A 17,080-nucleotide genomic window follows, 5' to 3' on the forward strand; every position below is an offset into this window, starting at 1 on the left:
CTATAGCCCCAAGAGGTATAGTTGTCTATACCAATTTAGCAAGTGACGAAAAATAAATAAGCGGTTACTTAGTGGAATTCCAGTTTCGCACTTGAAAAAAATAGCTCTGTAAGGACGCTTTCTCTCCAAAATCAATGTTCACTTTCTTTTTTTAACTGCTCAATAACTAATTGTGTCTAGCACAGGGACACCATTACGATAGCCGATGACATACGTAGATGTTTTATCCTTCAATGACGTTTTCGTTTCTTCCTCTAAACGGTCTGTGTGCGTCAAAAGAATCGGCACGCCATTTTTTTATGGAATACGATGATACGGACAAGATATCCGGGAAGTTCAAGTCGTTCGCTACGACAGCTTTTTCTGAGTTCAGTTTGCCCGCAATCAAAGCCGCCGTATCAAAGCGTGTTTGTCCACCGAATCGCTCCATGGTCAAATTCATTCACTACACAGAACAATACCTTCCACCATGGCTTAAACAACTAAGTCTAATATTCATAGTTAATCTCATAAACGAAGAGAGTCGCTGGCGAACTTTAACCAGCGACTCTCTTCGTTGCATTCACGGTAATACTCTCAGCAATTAAAGTTCCCGAACTCCTCACATAGGAATTTCCGATACTTAATACTCAAATACTATAGCTTTTAACATCTCGAGATATACATTGAGAAATTAACATCAAAAGCTTTAACAGATTCGATAAGAAAATCCTCGGAATTCAATTGAACCTTATAGCCTATTCACGCCGTTGTAAATAGGCTCTAATTTTCAGTTTTTTTTTACAAGTCTCAAAATCTTTTTAGCTCTTTAAAAGAGCGTATTTATCTAATTAACAATATAAATACCTCAAAAAAACAAAAACGCAATTCTTATTACCTAATTCAAAATAAACAAAAATCAATATTTACAAGTTTTTTTGTCTATTCGGATAATTATATACTTTTATAGCCAATTGTTTTACACTATATATAGAGATTATTACCCATTAATTTTATTTATTTTTATTTTTTAAAATTTTAGTAAGCAATAAGAATTACTATTCACTTTACAATTAATTATTTTTTCACTCTTTCGCTACTTTTTTATTATTATAAAAATAGAAGAAATGAGGGGATTATAATGACCAAAAGAAAAAACCTTACAGTAATCTCATTATCTATAATGCTCGTCACTGGTTTTACTTATAGTGCAGTGGCAAGTAATGGAAAAGATACTGAATCGGAAGAAGGATCTAACCAGAGCGAGTACTTCTCTAATAATTTCACTACTCTGGGCGATGTAACAGAAAAAAATTCTTATGATTCTTCTAAAGACGTGCAAACAATACTTCAACAAGAGAGTGTAAGCATAAAAACGTTTGGGGCAAAAGGAGACGGTGTTTCTGATGATACCAATGCCATAAGGGATGCTTTCAATTCTGATGTGGGAGACTTGTACTTTCCTACAGGAGTTTATAAAGTTACTGCTCCTATCGTCGTTAATTCTGGCAAAGCGCGAAAGATTACTGGAGAACCACAAGTAGTGATTTCAGCTCATCTCGCTGCGAATCAAAATCTTTTTAGTTTAAAAAGGAATCTGTCATTTAAAAATATAGAATTTGACTTCAATAGTGGCCCCCTACAGTATGGAATATTTTACTCTGAAAACCTTGGAGAGATTTCACTCGAAAATTTAAAGTTTAAAAATATAAAAGATATAAATAGTTCAGGGGGGACAATTGTAGTGTATTTTTCGGCAAATGGAAATCACTTAAATGCCGAAAATCTTAAGTTCGAAAATATGTATAAAAAGGGAAATGGTATTATTGGAGACGCAGCTGGAAATTTAACATCTCTTTATGTAAGAAATGGTATTGAAGACTCTGCAGTTTCAGCTCATTTGAAAGGAATAAAAATACTTAACACCCATAATATCGATGAAAATAATAAGATTATATTCGAAGATGTATCTGGTATCTATATTGTCGATAAAGGAAAGCCAGAAAATAACAAGATTATAATTGAGGATATACATGGGCATAACTTCGGCAAAAGGCTCATCAAACTGCAAGCTTCCAACGTAGACATCAGAAAAGTTGTAGCATTCTCTGATACTAATGATTCATTTACAGCAATAAGTGTACTAGCAGATCCACTATCGATAGAAATGAATAAAAATAATACAATTACAGATGTGAAAGTCCAAGGAAAATTTAATGTTGCTTTAGCTTCTAACAGTAAGAACACTACTTTCAGAAATATTAATATTAACGTTAAAAAACCTAATTTAGTAGGTAATCAGCCTGTTGCTTATGGAGTGCGGATAGCGGGTGGTAGCACATTGGTTGAAAATGGAACAATAGAAGCAGAAATACCTTTAGAAAATTTAAGTGGATACGGAGGAAAACTACAAGTTAAGGATGTCACAGTTATTCCAACTGGTGGAGGCACAGAAACCGACGCTGAATCAACAAATCGAATTTCAGGTTCGAATCGCTATTTGACTGCAATTGCGATTTCACGGGAAGGCTGGGATTCGTCTGAAGTCGTTGTGCTCGCCACGGGTGCCGATTTCCCGGATGCACTAGCGGGAGGTCCGCTAGCGTTCAAGGAAGATGCACCGATTCTGTTGACGAAAACAAGCGCATTAACGCCTGAGACGAAACAAGAAATCCAGCGCCTCGGCGCGAAAAAAGTCATCGTCCTTGGACGTACATCCGCGGTTTCCGCAGAAGTGGAAAGCGATTTGAAACGCATGAATTTGAACGTGGAGCGAATTGGAGGACAAACGCGCTTCGACACGGCGGCTCTGATTGCAGGTAAATTGAACTCTGACAAAGCGATTGTAGCAAACGGCTTAAACTTCCCGGATGTCTTATCTGTATCATCGTATGCTGCGAAAAACGGCGTGCCGATTCTTTTGACAAGGCCAGATCGTTTGCCAGAGGAAACGAAAGTAGTTTTGAAAAACACTACTTCTACCTATGTAATCGGCAGTACCATTGCAGTGAGTAACAGCGTCTTCAAAACCCTGACAAAGCCAACACGCCTCGGCGGCAAAGACCGCTATGAAACTGGGCATATCGTAGCGACCACACTCACACTTGGCACCGATAAAGCATATATCGCAACAGCGATGAACTTCCCGGATGCGCTAGCGGGATCTGTACTTGCCGCGAAAAATAATGCGCCGATTTTACTCGTTCGCTCAGCGGGAATTCCAGATGCAACTTATAGACAACTGGACACGTATGACGGCTTCTCGATCTTTGGAGACACAGGCGCTGTATCTGATAGCGTTAAAGTTTCTTTAGATGAAGCGCTGAAAAAATAATCCATAGAAAACCTGAAGAACAATTATTTTGGTAGTGCCGCTTTAAAGTTACAATTTCAATTATGTAGCTAGTTGGCCAGCATACGTCCGGTATAGCACCAGGCTCATGCCGGCCATTTTTTTATACGTTCGGTATTGTAATAATAGATGTATTATTTAATCCGCTACTTTAATTCTTCGTAAAAGACCAACGCTTCTCTGTAATATGATGCGAGATGGCTCACAAAGTGGAAATCCGTATCACCCAAACTATGGTAGAGGTATTCTTCAACAACTTCCGAATTGCATATCACAATTGTTGGTTACTTCTTGAATCCGTTGAATTAAATAGGGCATATACGCATCTAATTTACTTGCCCGTTACGTTCGTTTGTTGTTCCAAAGGAGGTGTTCGGTATTTATGTATTTCCTTATAGTTTTCCGGTCAAAGCCAGTCTCTTGAGCTATGGCGGTTAACGACCATCCTTTTTGATAAAGTTTTCGAATCATAAAAAATTCCTCCATTTTCAACATCGACACATACTCCTCTACGACGTGGTATATATAGATTATCCTTGATAAATGGGGAATTTTAAAACGGCGTTATTGGGTAATTTTATCAGCGGCAGTGACAAAAGACTTTTACATTCAAAAGAAAATAAAAAAATGCATTTCCGAAAAAAATGGAAAGGCATTTATTTTTAAGAAACGAGGTTTTCGTTATTGGACGCTCACCGCGCATCATCGATAACCGGATAGTTAAGAAAGTGATCGAAGGAGAACCGCTTTAGTTCTCCCACGTTTTTCTATATTCATTTGGACAAAGAAAACTTCAGGTTTGGGCCAAAAAAACCGTTAGTTTCTAGATAAACTCAGGCTTCATTAACGTTTAGCGCCCGCGCACATGCTGGAAGACACGAGAAGATTGAAGAGGTATATTCTTGAGTGTTCGTTAATACCGGCTGTGAATCCGACTAGATACAAGTGGAAGGAACCCTCAGAAAAATGCTGCACAGTACAATTTGGGTAAAAAAATTACAGGTCTATTCGTGAACGTCTCATATCAGAGTTGATACTACAATAATTTTCGAAAAGAGGCTTACCAAAATTGCGGAAGAACTAAAAATAAACCGGCGTTGACAAAGGTATTTAGATTTTCTTAAAACTTTGTAGATTTGTAAATGAACAAACTAAATTTTCTCTTTTATAAGGACACAAAATTACATATGCTTATTTATTTTGAAATATATTTTAATATGTTTTACTAATTTTCTCTTTGTTCCTGTCTAACATCAAGATACAACTTGTTAGTAAAATCGAAATTGAAGCAAAAAACATACGGTTGCTATTAATGTCGCCACTGACCATTGCATTTATAAAAAAGTAAACTAAAAAGAATACACAGGCTGTCAATAAAGGGCTATAAAGTTTTTGCGACTTAACTTTAATTAGAAAGTATAGTACTTGAGTAATCAGAAAAATGAATAGAATTAAACCAATTAGTCCATTTTCAACCAATAACTCTAATACTATATTATGAGGATAATCATTCTGATTCGTGCCATTATAAAGATATCCAAAGCTGCCCGTACCATTACCAGCTATTGGTCTATCCCCCCACATTGAAAGAGATGAATCAAATCTATGAACTCGCTCAGCTGCGCTTGTACCTCCGCCATCAGAAAAAAGTATTTCAAAGCGATTAAAGACTGTACTAAAATATCCTTTGTTGATAGCAACAGTTAAAAAAGGTACTAGTAGAATTAATAATCCTATAATAGGTTTTACTTCTTTTTTCATGTACAGACTGTGTTTAAAAACTTTTATACTTGTTGCCAGGTAGTATATGACCAAAATACCAAGTGCGATTATTGGCATTCTACTGCCGGTAGATAGAAGCACAAAAGAGAATATTAATATTAAAATACTGTAACCAATACGATCACTGCTTCTTTTTGTTTCATTAAAATGATAAAATGCCAAGAAAACAAGACCTGCTCCTGTAAGCCTTGCTAAGCCTTGATAATTACCATCTCCATATCCTACAAAGCCAACTCCTGAAATACTATTTATTGCCACTGGGAGAATGGCTAGTGCAGAAAACGCAGAGATGACAACTATTGAGTCAGCTAACCTTCTAACATTTTCCTTCTTATTTAAGATAAAAAATGGGAGAATGGCAGCTGGAATAGTCAAAACAATAATTTTTAATACTTTTTCTTGAGCAGCTATGATATTGGGACTGTAAAAATAACCAAATATTAAGTACATCATGAAAAGTAAAATTAACCCCACAGGTAAAAAATATACTTTGGAGATATGGGGTAAAAAATATAATCTTTTTAAAACTGCAAGAATTGTAAAAGCTAAAAAAACTGCCGCTAAATCAATAGGGAAATTAACTACTTCTTTAAAGTAGCCTACAAATAAGAATACAGCAAAGAAAAACTCAGCTGATATTACGGTGTGGTAAAACTTTCTCATGTTTTAGTAACGCCTTTCTATCTTAAAATTCCCATAAATCCCATTAGAGAATGAATTAATAGTTTCAAACAATTAGTTACATTGAAAATCGTGACCTTTTATAAGTAAGCTAACAACAGGTTTATTTACCAATTGAATGGGAAAGGACAAAATGCCAAATAGAATAATAATAAAATTTTTCTTCTTAATATACTTCTCTTTACTGATTTCTTAACAACTGATTTTCTGCCACTTTTCTTAGCTCTCTCGCAGGGGATCCTACTACTAACGTTTCTTTGGTAACATCCCGTGAAACTGTACTTCCAGCAGCTACTGTTCCATCTTCAAAAATAGTTTTACCTGGAAGTATTATAGAATTTGCTCCTACTCTCCCCCCTTTTTTTATCGTTACACCTTTAAATTTATCATATCGTTCTTTACTTCTACCCATGTAATTATCATTTGTAGTTACAACATATGGAGCTATGAATACATAATCACCCAATTCAGAATAAGCCGTTATATAACTATTAGTCTCAAGCTTGCAATTTTCACCTATTTTACAATCATTTTCAACAGCAACACCACGACCAACAATTGTTTGCTTTCCTACAATTACACGTTCACGTACAGTTGCTAAGTCTGCTATAAATACGTCATCACCTATTATTGCATTAGCATAAACGATCGCAGAGGTGCCGATGGTAACATTCGATCCTATGATAGCAGGGGGGAGTTTATTTACTTCAGGTAAAATTGAAGCTTTAGCACGAGTAGGTTGTTTTCCTACAACAGCATTATCTTGAATAATTACATTGTTTCCAAGTTCAGTACCTTCGTAAATAACTACATTGTTCCCTATTTTTATATTTTCTCCAAATTTCACGCCATTATCAATTACAACATTAAAACCTTTTTCGATTGTCATTAAAGTTCCTCCTTAAAAGAAGAGTTAGTCTGACTTCAGACTAACTCTTCTTTTTAAATAAATTGTTTTTGTATAATTGAAGTAATCTTTTGAGCAGCTTGCCCGTCGCCGTACAAATTTTCAATGGGTTCTCCAACGGTCAAATTAGAAATTTTTACTGATAAGTTCTCTTCAAGAGGATTTACTAGCTGATTCCAGCCTGTCTCAATAGTTTCAACCCATTCAGTTTGATCTCTTAAAGTTAAACAAGGCACTTTTGCAAAATATGCTTCTTTCTGAACTCCACCCGAATCCGTAACAATAGCTTTAGCGTTTTTTTCTAAAAATAACATTTCCAAATAAGATATAGGCTCTACAATTCTAATGTTTTCTGATTGCTCTACGATGCTCTGGAACCCACTGTTTTCAATCATCTTCTTAGTTCTCGGGTGTAAAGGTAAGTAAATAATTTCTTTGACTTCACTAAAAGCCTCCAGTATTGCTCTTAAACGTTCTGGATTGTCTGTATTGTCCGCTCTATGAATAGTCCCTAAAATGTATCCTTTTTCTTCTAACGCAAAATCATCTAACTTATATTTTTCTTCTGCTAAACCAATATTAAATTTAACTGCGTCATACATTACATCTCCAACTTGATGTACCCCTTCTTCTATTCCCTCTCTTTTCAAGTTATCCCCAGCATTTTCTGTCGGAGTAAAAAGCAAAGTAGAAATATGATCAGTAAGGATTCTATTTAACTCTTCTGGCATTTTTTTATTATAGCTTCTCAGCCCTGCTTCAATATGAATTATTGGAATATGCAGTTTAGCCGCTACTATCGCTCCAGCTAATGTAGAATTCGTATCCCCGTAAACTAAAATCGCACTAGGCTTTTCTTTTTCTACTACTTCTTCTAATGCAATCATCATTCGACCAGTTTGTCTCCCATGTGAATCTGAACCAACTCCTAAATCATAGTCTGGTTTAGGAATTTTTAGTTCGTCAAAAAACACACCTGCCATTTTATAATCATAATGCTGTCCTGTGTTCACTAATATTTCATTAAAAGATTCTCTAAGTATTCTAGAAACCGCTCCAATTTTCACAAGTTGAGGTCTAGTTCCTGCAATTGTCATAATCTTCATGAGTAAAACTCCACAATCTTCTTAACTACATATTCTTGATGTTCGCGAGGTAATTCAGGATACATTGGTAAAGAAATCGCCTCTTTTGCCGCTTTTTCTGTTTCTAGCAAATCGCCTTCTACATAACCTAAATCTTCAAAAACAGGTTGTAAGTGGAGCGGCATAGGATAGTAGATCATTGTAGCAATACCTTGTTCTTTTAAAAACCTCTGTAAATCATCACGGTTAGGAACTCTTAAAGTATATTGGTGGAAAACATGATGATTTCCTTCCTTTACAATTGGTGTTTGAATTACATCTGATAATTTTTCATTTAAAAGTTTTGTATAAACTGCAGCGTGTCTTCTTCTATCATCTGACCATTTTTCTAAGTGTGAAAATTTTACATTTAGAATAGCTGCTTGCATTTCATCGAGACGACTGTTATACCCAAGCACATGATGATAATACTTTGGTTTACTGCCGTGAACTCTTATAACACGAGCTTGCTCAGCTAATTCATCATTATTTGTAATAATCATTCCCGCATCGCCATAAGCTCCTAAATTTTTTGTAGGGAAAAAGCTATAAGTTGCAGCAGTTCCAATTTCTCCAACCGTTTTACCATTTTGTCGTGATCCGATAGCCTGAGCCGCATCTTCAATAATTATTATTTTATATTTATCAGCAATAGCTTTAATCGCTTCCATGTCTGCCATCTGGCCATACAAATGAACAGGTATAATCGCTTTTGTTTTATCTGTTATTGCAGCTTCAATTTTAGTTGGATCAATATTAAAAGTAATAGGATCAATATCTACATAAACTGGAGTTGCTCCAGCGCGTACAATAGCACCTCCAGTTGCAAAAAATGTAAAAGAGGTGGTAATAACTTCGTCCCCGGTTTTAATACCTGCAGCTTGAAGTGCAATATGTATTGCATCACTACCATTTGCTACTCCTATCCCATTAGTAGTATTACTATATTCTGCGACATTTGATTCTAATTTTTTTACATTATCTCCAAGAATAAATTGAGATGAAGACATTACACTATCTAAGGATTCTATTATTTCATCTTTTAACACTTTGTACTGTTCAGATAAATCTAGCATATTTACTTTCACAATTTATTCCTACTTTCATTTATTAATTTTTTGGTAAATACTAATCAATTTCTGACTTTCTCTTTCCCAATTGTATTCGCCTTCAACAGCTCTCCGTCCATTTTCCCCCATTTTTTTTGCAATTTCAGGATTTTCAAATAGGTAATTTATAGCTGAAGATATATCTTTGGGGCTTTCTGGATCTACACATATTCCACAGTTATGTCGTTCAATGATACTCCGCCATAAAGGAAAATTAGAACAAATAACTGGAATCCCGGCCGACATATATTCAAACATTTTATTTGGTTGAGCGTTTATATGATTTGGTTCTGGAAGAAAAGTAACAATTCCTGCCATAGAGGCTGAAAGAAGTTCTTTTACTTCTTCACGACTTATATTTCCTAAATAGTTGAAAGAACCATGAACATTTAATTTATCCTCTAATTCCTTGGGACTTAAAGGACCAGCAACCTGTATAGTACCATTTATAAAATTTGCAGCTTCAAGTAACTGGTTCGAGCCTCTTATAGATCCAAGTCCTCCAACATAACAAACTTGTTTCCGCTTAAATCGCTGTTCCTTATCGGACGTCGATTGTAATTCTTTCAATAACGGATAGTTATTGATATTAGTAGTATTTGAGTTTATACGAATAAAACGTTCAGTAATAAATGGAGTCGCTGTTATAAGATAATCAAATTTTTTAGCAGAATTGTTTTCATAAATTTCTAATAGATTTGCCAACGGCTTTCTAATTAAAGGGGTAATCCACTTTTTAGAAAGTAGTGCTCTGGGCAAATCCTCATGTATATCATAGATAATTGTTTTGCCTTTCCTTTTAAGTTTAAGACCTATCGGAATAAGTTCAGAATCGTGAAAATGGTATACATCTGCATTTATATCAAGTGCTTTCATATAAACTGAATTCACAGTTGTAGTCATTCGATGAATTCTATTCCCACTCCCTTTACTTATTCCATGTATAAAAACATCCTTTACTTTAGTATCTTCTATTCCAGGAACAATATAATGGACTTCAAAACCTGTCTGCGCAAGTGAAGTACATTCTTTTATAAAAATTCTTATATCAAAAGGTGAGTGGACTGATGTCATATGACAAATTTTCATTAATGTACTCCTAACTTCAAATTTTTCTAACACTCTACTAGTAAAATGCTCCTAAATTATCATGTTTATAAAAATTTGCACTTAATTGATTACTTTTTTTTTGAATAATTTGTAAAATAAAGCGCTAATTGAAAAACAAAATTGAAAACACTTGAAAATAAAACTGCTGTTGTAAAACCAATTAAGCCATATTTTGTAGTTAGTAAATATGTAAGTAAGAGAAAGAATATTAAATTTGAAATGCTCATGTAAATTTGCCATTTCATCTTATTATATCTTAAGTTAAAGGGTTGAAATACTGATGAAAAAATTGCAACTATAGCTGTAGCTGAAGTAATATATATTAAATTCAAAGATTCTTCAGCCCATAAAGGATAAAAGAAATTCAAAAAGAAAGGACTTATATAAATGGTTAAAAAGTAACCAGCTATACCAATTGTTAGAATTACTGATAAAGCTTTAATAAAGACCTTATGATTTATTTCTTCAATTTTAACTAAATAACTTAAAATCACATTATTTATAGGACCAAAAGCAAGTGAAACAATTTTCCCTACTATACTGGCTGCGTAGTATATTGATACATTTTTGGGGCCAAGTATCGGTAAAAGTATAATTTTATCAGCGTAATTTAAAAAGTTTTTGAGAAGCCCCGCCCCATAGAGTATTGTGAATTCTATAAGTGTATATTTAAATTGTTTTGTTTTTTTAATTGGCTCAGATAGCAAAGATGTAGTTAAGATAATGTAAACTATGCTTGCGAGTAAACCACACAAATAAATGATCTCCCAATAATTTAAAGAGAAAAAAAATATAGTCCCTAAACCATATCCTATACTTAATAATAAATTATTTAATAGTATGCCTTTAAAATTTAAAGTAATCCTATAACTTACTAATAAGTATTCTTTCAGTACGGATAATACTACAATCAAAACTAATAGTATGATATTAAATATATTTAAATCGTTAATATAAAAAATTGAAATAAGTATAACTAATAAGGCACTAAAGATAGAAGAGCCAATAAGTAAATAATTAAAATCCCCAACAAGACCTTTTTGGAGATAAAAGTCATTTTTTAATAACCTAATATTATTCAAAACATTTCCTAAAGGATGGCCAATAACTGTAATTACACTTATTACAGTTATCACCACTCCGAATTTATCAGAACCTGTCTGATTGGCAACTATAGGCAGAGATACTAATTGTAAAACTAATAAGGGTAAGGTAGTAGAAAATATATTTAGTAAAGAATCAATTAAGAATTTTTTTTTATTCATTATACAAACCTTCTATCAAAAAATACAAAGATGTGAATAAGGATTAATGAAAAAATAGCGGAATTTAAAATAATCACTCCTTACCTTATTCATACTTACAAAAGCAAAAATAAAGAAAATTTTACACCTACTCTTAAAGAAAACTACTTAAATTCTTTTTTAGCTTGACCCATACTTCATATATCAATAAAACAAGTATTGAAATACCAAAAATCAAAACTAATATGATTTCTATATTATTTCTTTATGCATTTTTATACAGTTTTCTATTTGAAACGGTCAACCCTTTATCAATAATAATTTAATTAGATTTTAAAATACAGCTCATTACTTACATTTGTATTTCTAGTATCTAATATTGCTTTACTAAATTTACTAATTTTTTCATAATCAAAATTGCTATGATTTGTCGTTATCAAGACGAGATCTGCCTCTTGTATTGTTTCATCTTTCAAATCAATAGTATGAATAATTTCTCCTTCTAATTTAAATTTAGCCACAAATGGGTCAACTACACTCCAATTTGAACCTGCCAAAGATAAACGATTTAAAATTGGTAATACTGGAGATTCCCTGTAGTCATCTATATTTTTTTTATAGGCAACGCCCAAAACTAAAATTTTCGATCCATTTAAAGCTTTGCCTTGTTTATTTAAAATTTCGGCACAACGCTGTACAACAAAATCTGGCATACTATCATTAATTTCTCCAGCAGTTTCGATTAATTTAGTATGGTAATTATATTCTCTTGCTTTCCAAGTTAGGTACCATGGATCGATTGGAATACAGTGCCCTCCGAGGCCTGGTCCGGGATAAAAGGGCATGAATCCATATGGTTTCGTTGCTGCAGCATCAATAACTTCCCAAACATCAATACCCATCTTATGACATAAAATAGCCATTTCATTTGCTAAAGCCACATTAATATTTCTAAAAGTGTTTTCGAGTAGTTTTTCCATTTCTGCTACAGCAGGACTTGAAACTTCATGTACATCTCCATCCAAAACTGCTCTGTACATTGCAGCAGCCACTTTTGTACAACTTTCAGTTATTCCTCCCACTACTTTAGGAGTATTTTTTGTATTAAAGTCTTTATTGCCTGGATCTACGCGTTCTGGTGAATATGCCAAAAAGAAATCTTCTCCACATACCATTCCTGACTCCTCTAATATTGGCTTAATTAGCTCTTCTGTAGTGCCTGGGTAGGTCGTGCTCTCTAAGACGATTAGTGTTCCTTTAGTGAAATTAGCAGCTATTGCTTTAGCTGAACTTTCAACATATGCCATATTGGGTTGTTTATAAACATCTAGAGGGGTTGGAACACATATTGCTACTGCATCTACGTCTTTTATAAAAGAATAGTCAGAGGTAGCTTTCAATTTCCCTGAAGATACTAATGATTCAAGGTCAGTTGGCAATACATCCCCAATGTAATTTATACCATCATTTACATTTTTCACCTTATCCTCTTGAACATCAAAGCCAATTACATTAAAACCGGCTTTGGCTTTTTCTACAGCTAAAGGTAAACCGACATAACCTAACCCTACAACACCAATTGTTGCATTTTTTGTATTTAACTTTTTAACGAGTTCATTTTCTAGTCGTTCTATTGTATTTATTTTCATTTTCAAACCCCTTATCTAATTTTTATAAACTTACAATTTCTTTTGATTCAGCTGATTTATAAAAAGCCAATACTAGTTCTAATGCTTGTTTACCATCTTGTCCTGTAACAGAAGGTTTTTTATTATTTTCTATAGCTAATATCATTTCTTCAATAATTCTTTGATGACCTGGAGGCCCCCAAGGATCTTTTTCAACTTTACTTATTATCCTACTAATTTCAGTCTCATCTAAATCTTTAACTTCTAGCTTTTCGAAAAAGAGAGCGTTTGTTCCCCCGATTTTAATTGTTCCTTTTTCACCAAAAATAGTTATAGACTCTTCAAAGTTTTTCGGATAAACAGTTGTTGATGCTTGAACATTTGCCAATGCGCCATTTTCAAATCTTATAATTCCGGTAGATACATCTTCGGCTTCAATATCCCTTAATCTAGTAGCCTCCATACTGAATATTTCTTTCGGCTTTCCCATAAACCAAAGGAGTAAATCTAAATTGTGAATAGCTTGGTTCATTAATACTCCACCGTCATGCGCTTTCGTTCCTCTCCACGAAGCTTGATCGTAATATTCTTGTCCACGATTCCAATTCACAAGACAATTTGCGTGGCTAATTTTTCCTAGTAAATCTTCATTAAGAATTTTTTTAACTTCTTGTACTACTGTTCTGAATCTATTTGGATGCACAATCGTCAATTTAACATTATTTGATTCAGCAGCATTAATAATGCGATTTGTTTCTCTAATTGTCATTGCAATTGGTTTTTCTAATACAATATGTTTTTTGGCTACAGCCACTTCTTCTGCAACAGCAGCATGAAATCCGCTAGGCGTACAAATGCAAACAATATCAATTCTGCTGTCTTTTAGCATTTCAATAGAATCTACGTAGGCTGTTGCATTATAGTTTTCAACATAAAAATCCATCGCATCCGGGTACTTATCACAAACAGCTATCAATTTTGCGTTAGGTATATTCTCAATTGCTTGTGCATGTTTTTTAGCTATAAATCCGCATCCTATTATTGCAAAGTTCATTTAAATTTCTCTTCTTTCTTTTTATAGTTATTTTTATTGACAAGATAAACACATAAATTACTCTTCTATGTAGGTTGAAGATAGACATAAAGTCATTGCAATAAAACTTTCTCTAATTTTTCTGATAAAATGTTTACACCATGAACTTTTTCAATATAATTTCTTGCATTTTGATCTATTTCTATAAGTTCTTCTTTTGACTTTTGATAGACATTAATGATTGTATTTGCAAGTAAATCCGCATCATTAGGTTCTATAACATACCCTCCCTTTGAAAGGTCGACTGCGTTGTTTAAGTGAGAAAATCCGAATATTGTACATCCCCCCGAATATAGATATTCATTTATTTTATTTTTAGATATTCCATACGCGAAAGCGTCTTTATTATTAAGAGATAGAGCCCCTAACTTAATTTGAGATTTTCTTAATAAGGTGGGTATTGCTTCTTTATTTATACGCGATCCTACATATACGTTAAAAAGCTGGTTATCTCTTACATAATCTGACATTTCTTCTTTTTCGCTTCCATTTCCTACAAATACAAATTTTACAGGTATGGATTTATCTTGTAAAATCTTTGCAGCTTTTAACATTGTTAATACGCCTTCATAACTTTTGTAATACCCAGTAAATGTACAAACAAAAGAATCATTTATGAAGTTTGTAATTTCTTCAGGAATTAGTTTTACTTTTGAGACGCTATATTCGTCAAATCTTTTACAATCCATAGGTTGTCCTATCCAAACAACTTTTTCCTTAGAAAACCCTAACTTATCGCAGATATATCGTTCTGCAAATGGCAACGAAACTATTATTTTATCAGCATTTTTGTATGCCCATTTTTCTAACATCGAGAAAAAAATTACTATTGGATGATATCTTGAAAATGTACCTGCCTGAATAAAAAAATCTGGCCAAAAATCCCGTACTTCAATGAAAAATTTCACCTTGTATTTTTTTGCACAATTATACGCTGCAATCCAAGTAAGTGGATGAACAGAACAACCCATTACTGAGTCTGGTTCTCCCAGTGCTTTTGCAATATTATCTCGATACTTTCTAACCATTCGGACAAAAGAAGCCATATTAAGGAACCTTTTGGGGCTGTTTTCAGTATATTCAGGTGTAGTACGCAGATAAACAAAATGTGCATTTTCAGATATTTCCACTATTTTATAATCTTCGTCAAAAATATTTTTTTTGGAAAAATGGGAATAAGAAGAAGCTATTACAACTACCCTTTTCCCACGTTTAGCCAATTCTTTGGCAAAGTCATAGTGTCTTGTAATACCACCATACTTAGGTTCTGAGGCGTGATGATCTAATATCCATATTGTTTTCATAATATACTCCTCAAGGTCGTTATAATAATAATGATTATCGATAAAAAACAGACTATCCCGCTTCGTTCAGTTGTATAAAATATAATCTTTATAATTTTTGAACTTAAAGTAGTTACTCTTTATAAGTTTGATGAAATATGTTTAAGCCCACTTAAATAAATTTACTTACTAGAACAATAGATTTAAAGATACTAAGAGCATCTTTTTTAAAAATTATTACAACTTATATATTTTTCTTGCCTTTCTTATAAGTTCTATTTACTATCTTCAATTGATTCTCTAAAATCTTTTATCCTGTATTCATTTTTATATTCCGACAAACTCTGCTTGTACACAAGATTACCAAATATTTTATTGGTAATCTTTACATATTTCCCCACACCCACAACGAATGGATTAAAAATTTTAGTTAACTTTATTTTCTTTCCCTGTACCTCCGCTATCACTTTAACCATTTCACTTGTTTTTACATATTCAGCATTTTGTGGAAAGAAAATCCCTTTTTCTTCATTATCAATTAAAAGTCGTATGAATTCACACAGATTATCGATGTGTAACATACTGCGTTCGTTGTTTACTTCAGGAAACACCGGTAATTTTGAAGCAACTTTAACTAATTTTCGATAGTTTCCTTTTGATTCTTTTCCATAAATCATTGGAGGTCTAATTATTACTACTTTAAAATCATCGTTTTCTAGAGGCAAAATCCCTTTTTCTGCCTGTAATTTGCTATTGCCGTAAAAATTAGCTGGTGTTGGAATTGTATTTTCATCAATTATTCTAGGTTGATTTATTTTACTAGAATCGCCATAAACGATAATACTACTAAGAAAAATAAACTGTTTTACTTTATCATCTTTTGATTTTTTTGCTGCTTCAATTGTTAGATCTCTATTAATTTTATAATACAAGTCTTCCATTTCAGGCTTTGCTTCTACATGAGCGATTCCAACAGTATGAAGAACTGTATCGTAGCCAGCAAAAGATACTTCTTTCCACTGATTATCTCGCAAGCTAATTGTGTCTACTGAATATATTACTGGATGCTTAGATAACCAAGCTTTCAATGAAGAGCCTACATAACTGTTCTCCCCTGTTATAAGTATTTTCTTCATTACTTAACCACCTCTCAGATATTATTCTCTTTCACTGCTACTTTTATATTAACTAAAGAGTTATTGATATATTTATCTTCACCAAATAAAATCACACCAATTGTCCGGAAAATAATTTTAACATCTAACCATATATTGAAATTTTCTGCATAATATATATCGTATTTATATCTATCTTGTAAAGTGATGTAAATATTCCCACTTACTTGTGCTAAACCTGTCATTCCAGGAACTATGTCCAATCTTTTAGAGATTTCATCTGTATAAGCATCAAGGGAGGCTAGTCGTTCTGGTCTCGGCCCTACCAGACTCATTTCTCCTTTAAGAACATTAAAAATTTGAGGCAGCTCATCAACTTTAAATCTTCTCAAGTACTTTCCAATAGTAGTAATTCTATTGTCATTCAATAACACTTCTTTACCGGTAATCATTTTTTCAGAACCAGGCTTCATAGTCCTGAACTTATACACTTCAAAAATTTCTCCGTGGAGTCCTGGACGCTGTTGTTTAAAATATACCGGTCCTTCTGATGAAATCTTTATCAATAAAGACACTAGTAAAAAAAATGGAGATAAGATAATTGCCAATATTAATGAGACGCAAAAATCGAAAATTCTTTTAATTAATAATTGAAAATTACGCATTGTGCATT

Annotated in this window: 14 protein-coding genes; 1 reads left to right on the top strand and 13 read right to left on the bottom strand. The window is 33.3% G+C overall.

The genetic code is table 11. The annotated features are described in order from the left end of the window. Nucleotides 1–223: 223 nt before the first annotated feature. Entirely contained in the window at nt 224–442 is a 219-nt protein-coding gene (locus DFR62_RS03890; RefSeq protein WP_121298149.1) for a cell wall-binding repeat-containing protein, read from the bottom strand. A 678-nt stretch (nt 443–1,120) separates the two neighbouring features. On the opposite strand from DFR62_RS03890, the gene DFR62_RS03895 reads away from it, so the two are divergent. Continuing rightward, complete coding sequence (locus DFR62_RS03895; protein WP_121298150.1) at nt 1,121–3,313, top strand: cell wall-binding repeat-containing protein; 2,193 nt, start codon at nt 1,121–1,123, stop codon at nt 3,311–3,313. Between the two features lie 360 nt (nt 3,314–3,673). On the opposite strand, the gene DFR62_RS17625 is transcribed toward DFR62_RS03895, so the two are convergent. From DFR62_RS17625 to DFR62_RS03955, 12 genes are all read right to left on the bottom strand, one after another. Next, complete coding sequence (locus DFR62_RS17625; protein WP_121298151.1) at nt 3,674–3,826, bottom strand: terminase gpP N-terminus-related DNA-binding protein; 153 nt, start codon at nt 3,824–3,826, stop codon at nt 3,674–3,676. Between the two features lie 717 nt (nt 3,827–4,543). Continuing rightward, nucleotides 4,544–5,776 carry an O-antigen ligase family protein gene (locus DFR62_RS03905; RefSeq protein WP_121298152.1) on the bottom strand — a complete coding sequence of 411 codons (1,233 nt, stop codon included), beginning with the start codon at nt 5,774–5,776 and terminating at the stop codon, nt 4,544–4,546. 199 nt (nt 5,777–5,975) lie between these two features. Continuing rightward, complete coding sequence (locus DFR62_RS03910; protein ID WP_121298153.1) at nt 5,976–6,683, bottom strand: N-acetyltransferase; 708 nt, start codon at nt 6,681–6,683, stop codon at nt 5,976–5,978. A 53-nt stretch (nt 6,684–6,736) separates the two neighbouring features. Beyond that, on the bottom strand, nt 6,737–7,807 hold the full coding sequence (gene wecB, locus DFR62_RS03915; protein ID WP_121298154.1) for a non-hydrolyzing UDP-N-acetylglucosamine 2-epimerase: 1,071 nt from the start codon (nt 7,805–7,807) through the stop codon (nt 6,737–6,739). Then, on the bottom strand, nt 7,804–8,913 hold the full coding sequence (locus DFR62_RS03920) for a DegT/DnrJ/EryC1/StrS family aminotransferase (protein ID WP_121298155.1): 1,110 nt from the start codon (nt 8,911–8,913) through the stop codon (nt 7,804–7,806). Before DFR62_RS03920 ends, wecB begins: the two co-directional genes overlap by 4 nt. Nucleotides 8,914–8,928: 15 nt before the next feature. Further along, entirely contained in the window at nt 8,929–10,023 is a 1,095-nt protein-coding gene (locus DFR62_RS03925; protein ID WP_121298156.1) for a glycosyltransferase family 4 protein, read from the bottom strand. Nucleotides 10,024–10,112: 89 nt separating this feature from the next. Further along, nucleotides 10,113–11,309, bottom strand: a complete 1,197-nt coding sequence (locus DFR62_RS03930; RefSeq protein WP_121298157.1) for a lipopolysaccharide biosynthesis protein — start codon at nt 11,307–11,309, stop codon at nt 10,113–10,115. Between the two features lie 305 nt (nt 11,310–11,614). After that, nucleotides 11,615–12,937, bottom strand: a complete 1,323-nt coding sequence (locus DFR62_RS03935) for a nucleotide sugar dehydrogenase (RefSeq protein WP_175578547.1) — start codon at nt 12,935–12,937, stop codon at nt 11,615–11,617. Between the two features lie 22 nt (nt 12,938–12,959). Continuing rightward, nucleotides 12,960–13,970, bottom strand: coding sequence for a Gfo/Idh/MocA family protein (locus tag DFR62_RS03940; RefSeq protein ID WP_121298158.1), 1,011 nt, complete (start codon nt 13,968–13,970; stop codon nt 12,960–12,962). A gap of 92 nt (nt 13,971–14,062) precedes the next feature. Then, entirely contained in the window at nt 14,063–15,313 is a 1,251-nt protein-coding gene (locus DFR62_RS03945) for a glycosyltransferase family 4 protein (RefSeq protein ID WP_121298159.1), read from the bottom strand. 254 nt (nt 15,314–15,567) lie between these two features. Beyond that, entirely contained in the window at nt 15,568–16,428 is an 861-nt protein-coding gene (locus DFR62_RS03950) for an NAD-dependent epimerase/dehydratase family protein (protein ID WP_121298160.1), read from the bottom strand. A 14-nt stretch (nt 16,429–16,442) separates the two neighbouring features. Beyond that, nucleotides 16,443–17,072, bottom strand: a complete 630-nt coding sequence (locus DFR62_RS03955) for a sugar transferase (protein WP_121298161.1) — start codon at nt 17,070–17,072, stop codon at nt 16,443–16,445. Between the last annotated feature and the right edge of the window lie 8 nt (nt 17,073–17,080).

Origin of the sequence: Planococcus citreus (assembly GCF_003664125.1) — a bacterium.
In the GTDB taxonomy this organism is placed as follows: domain Bacteria; phylum Bacillota; class Bacilli; order Bacillales_A; family Planococcaceae; genus Planococcus; species Planococcus citreus.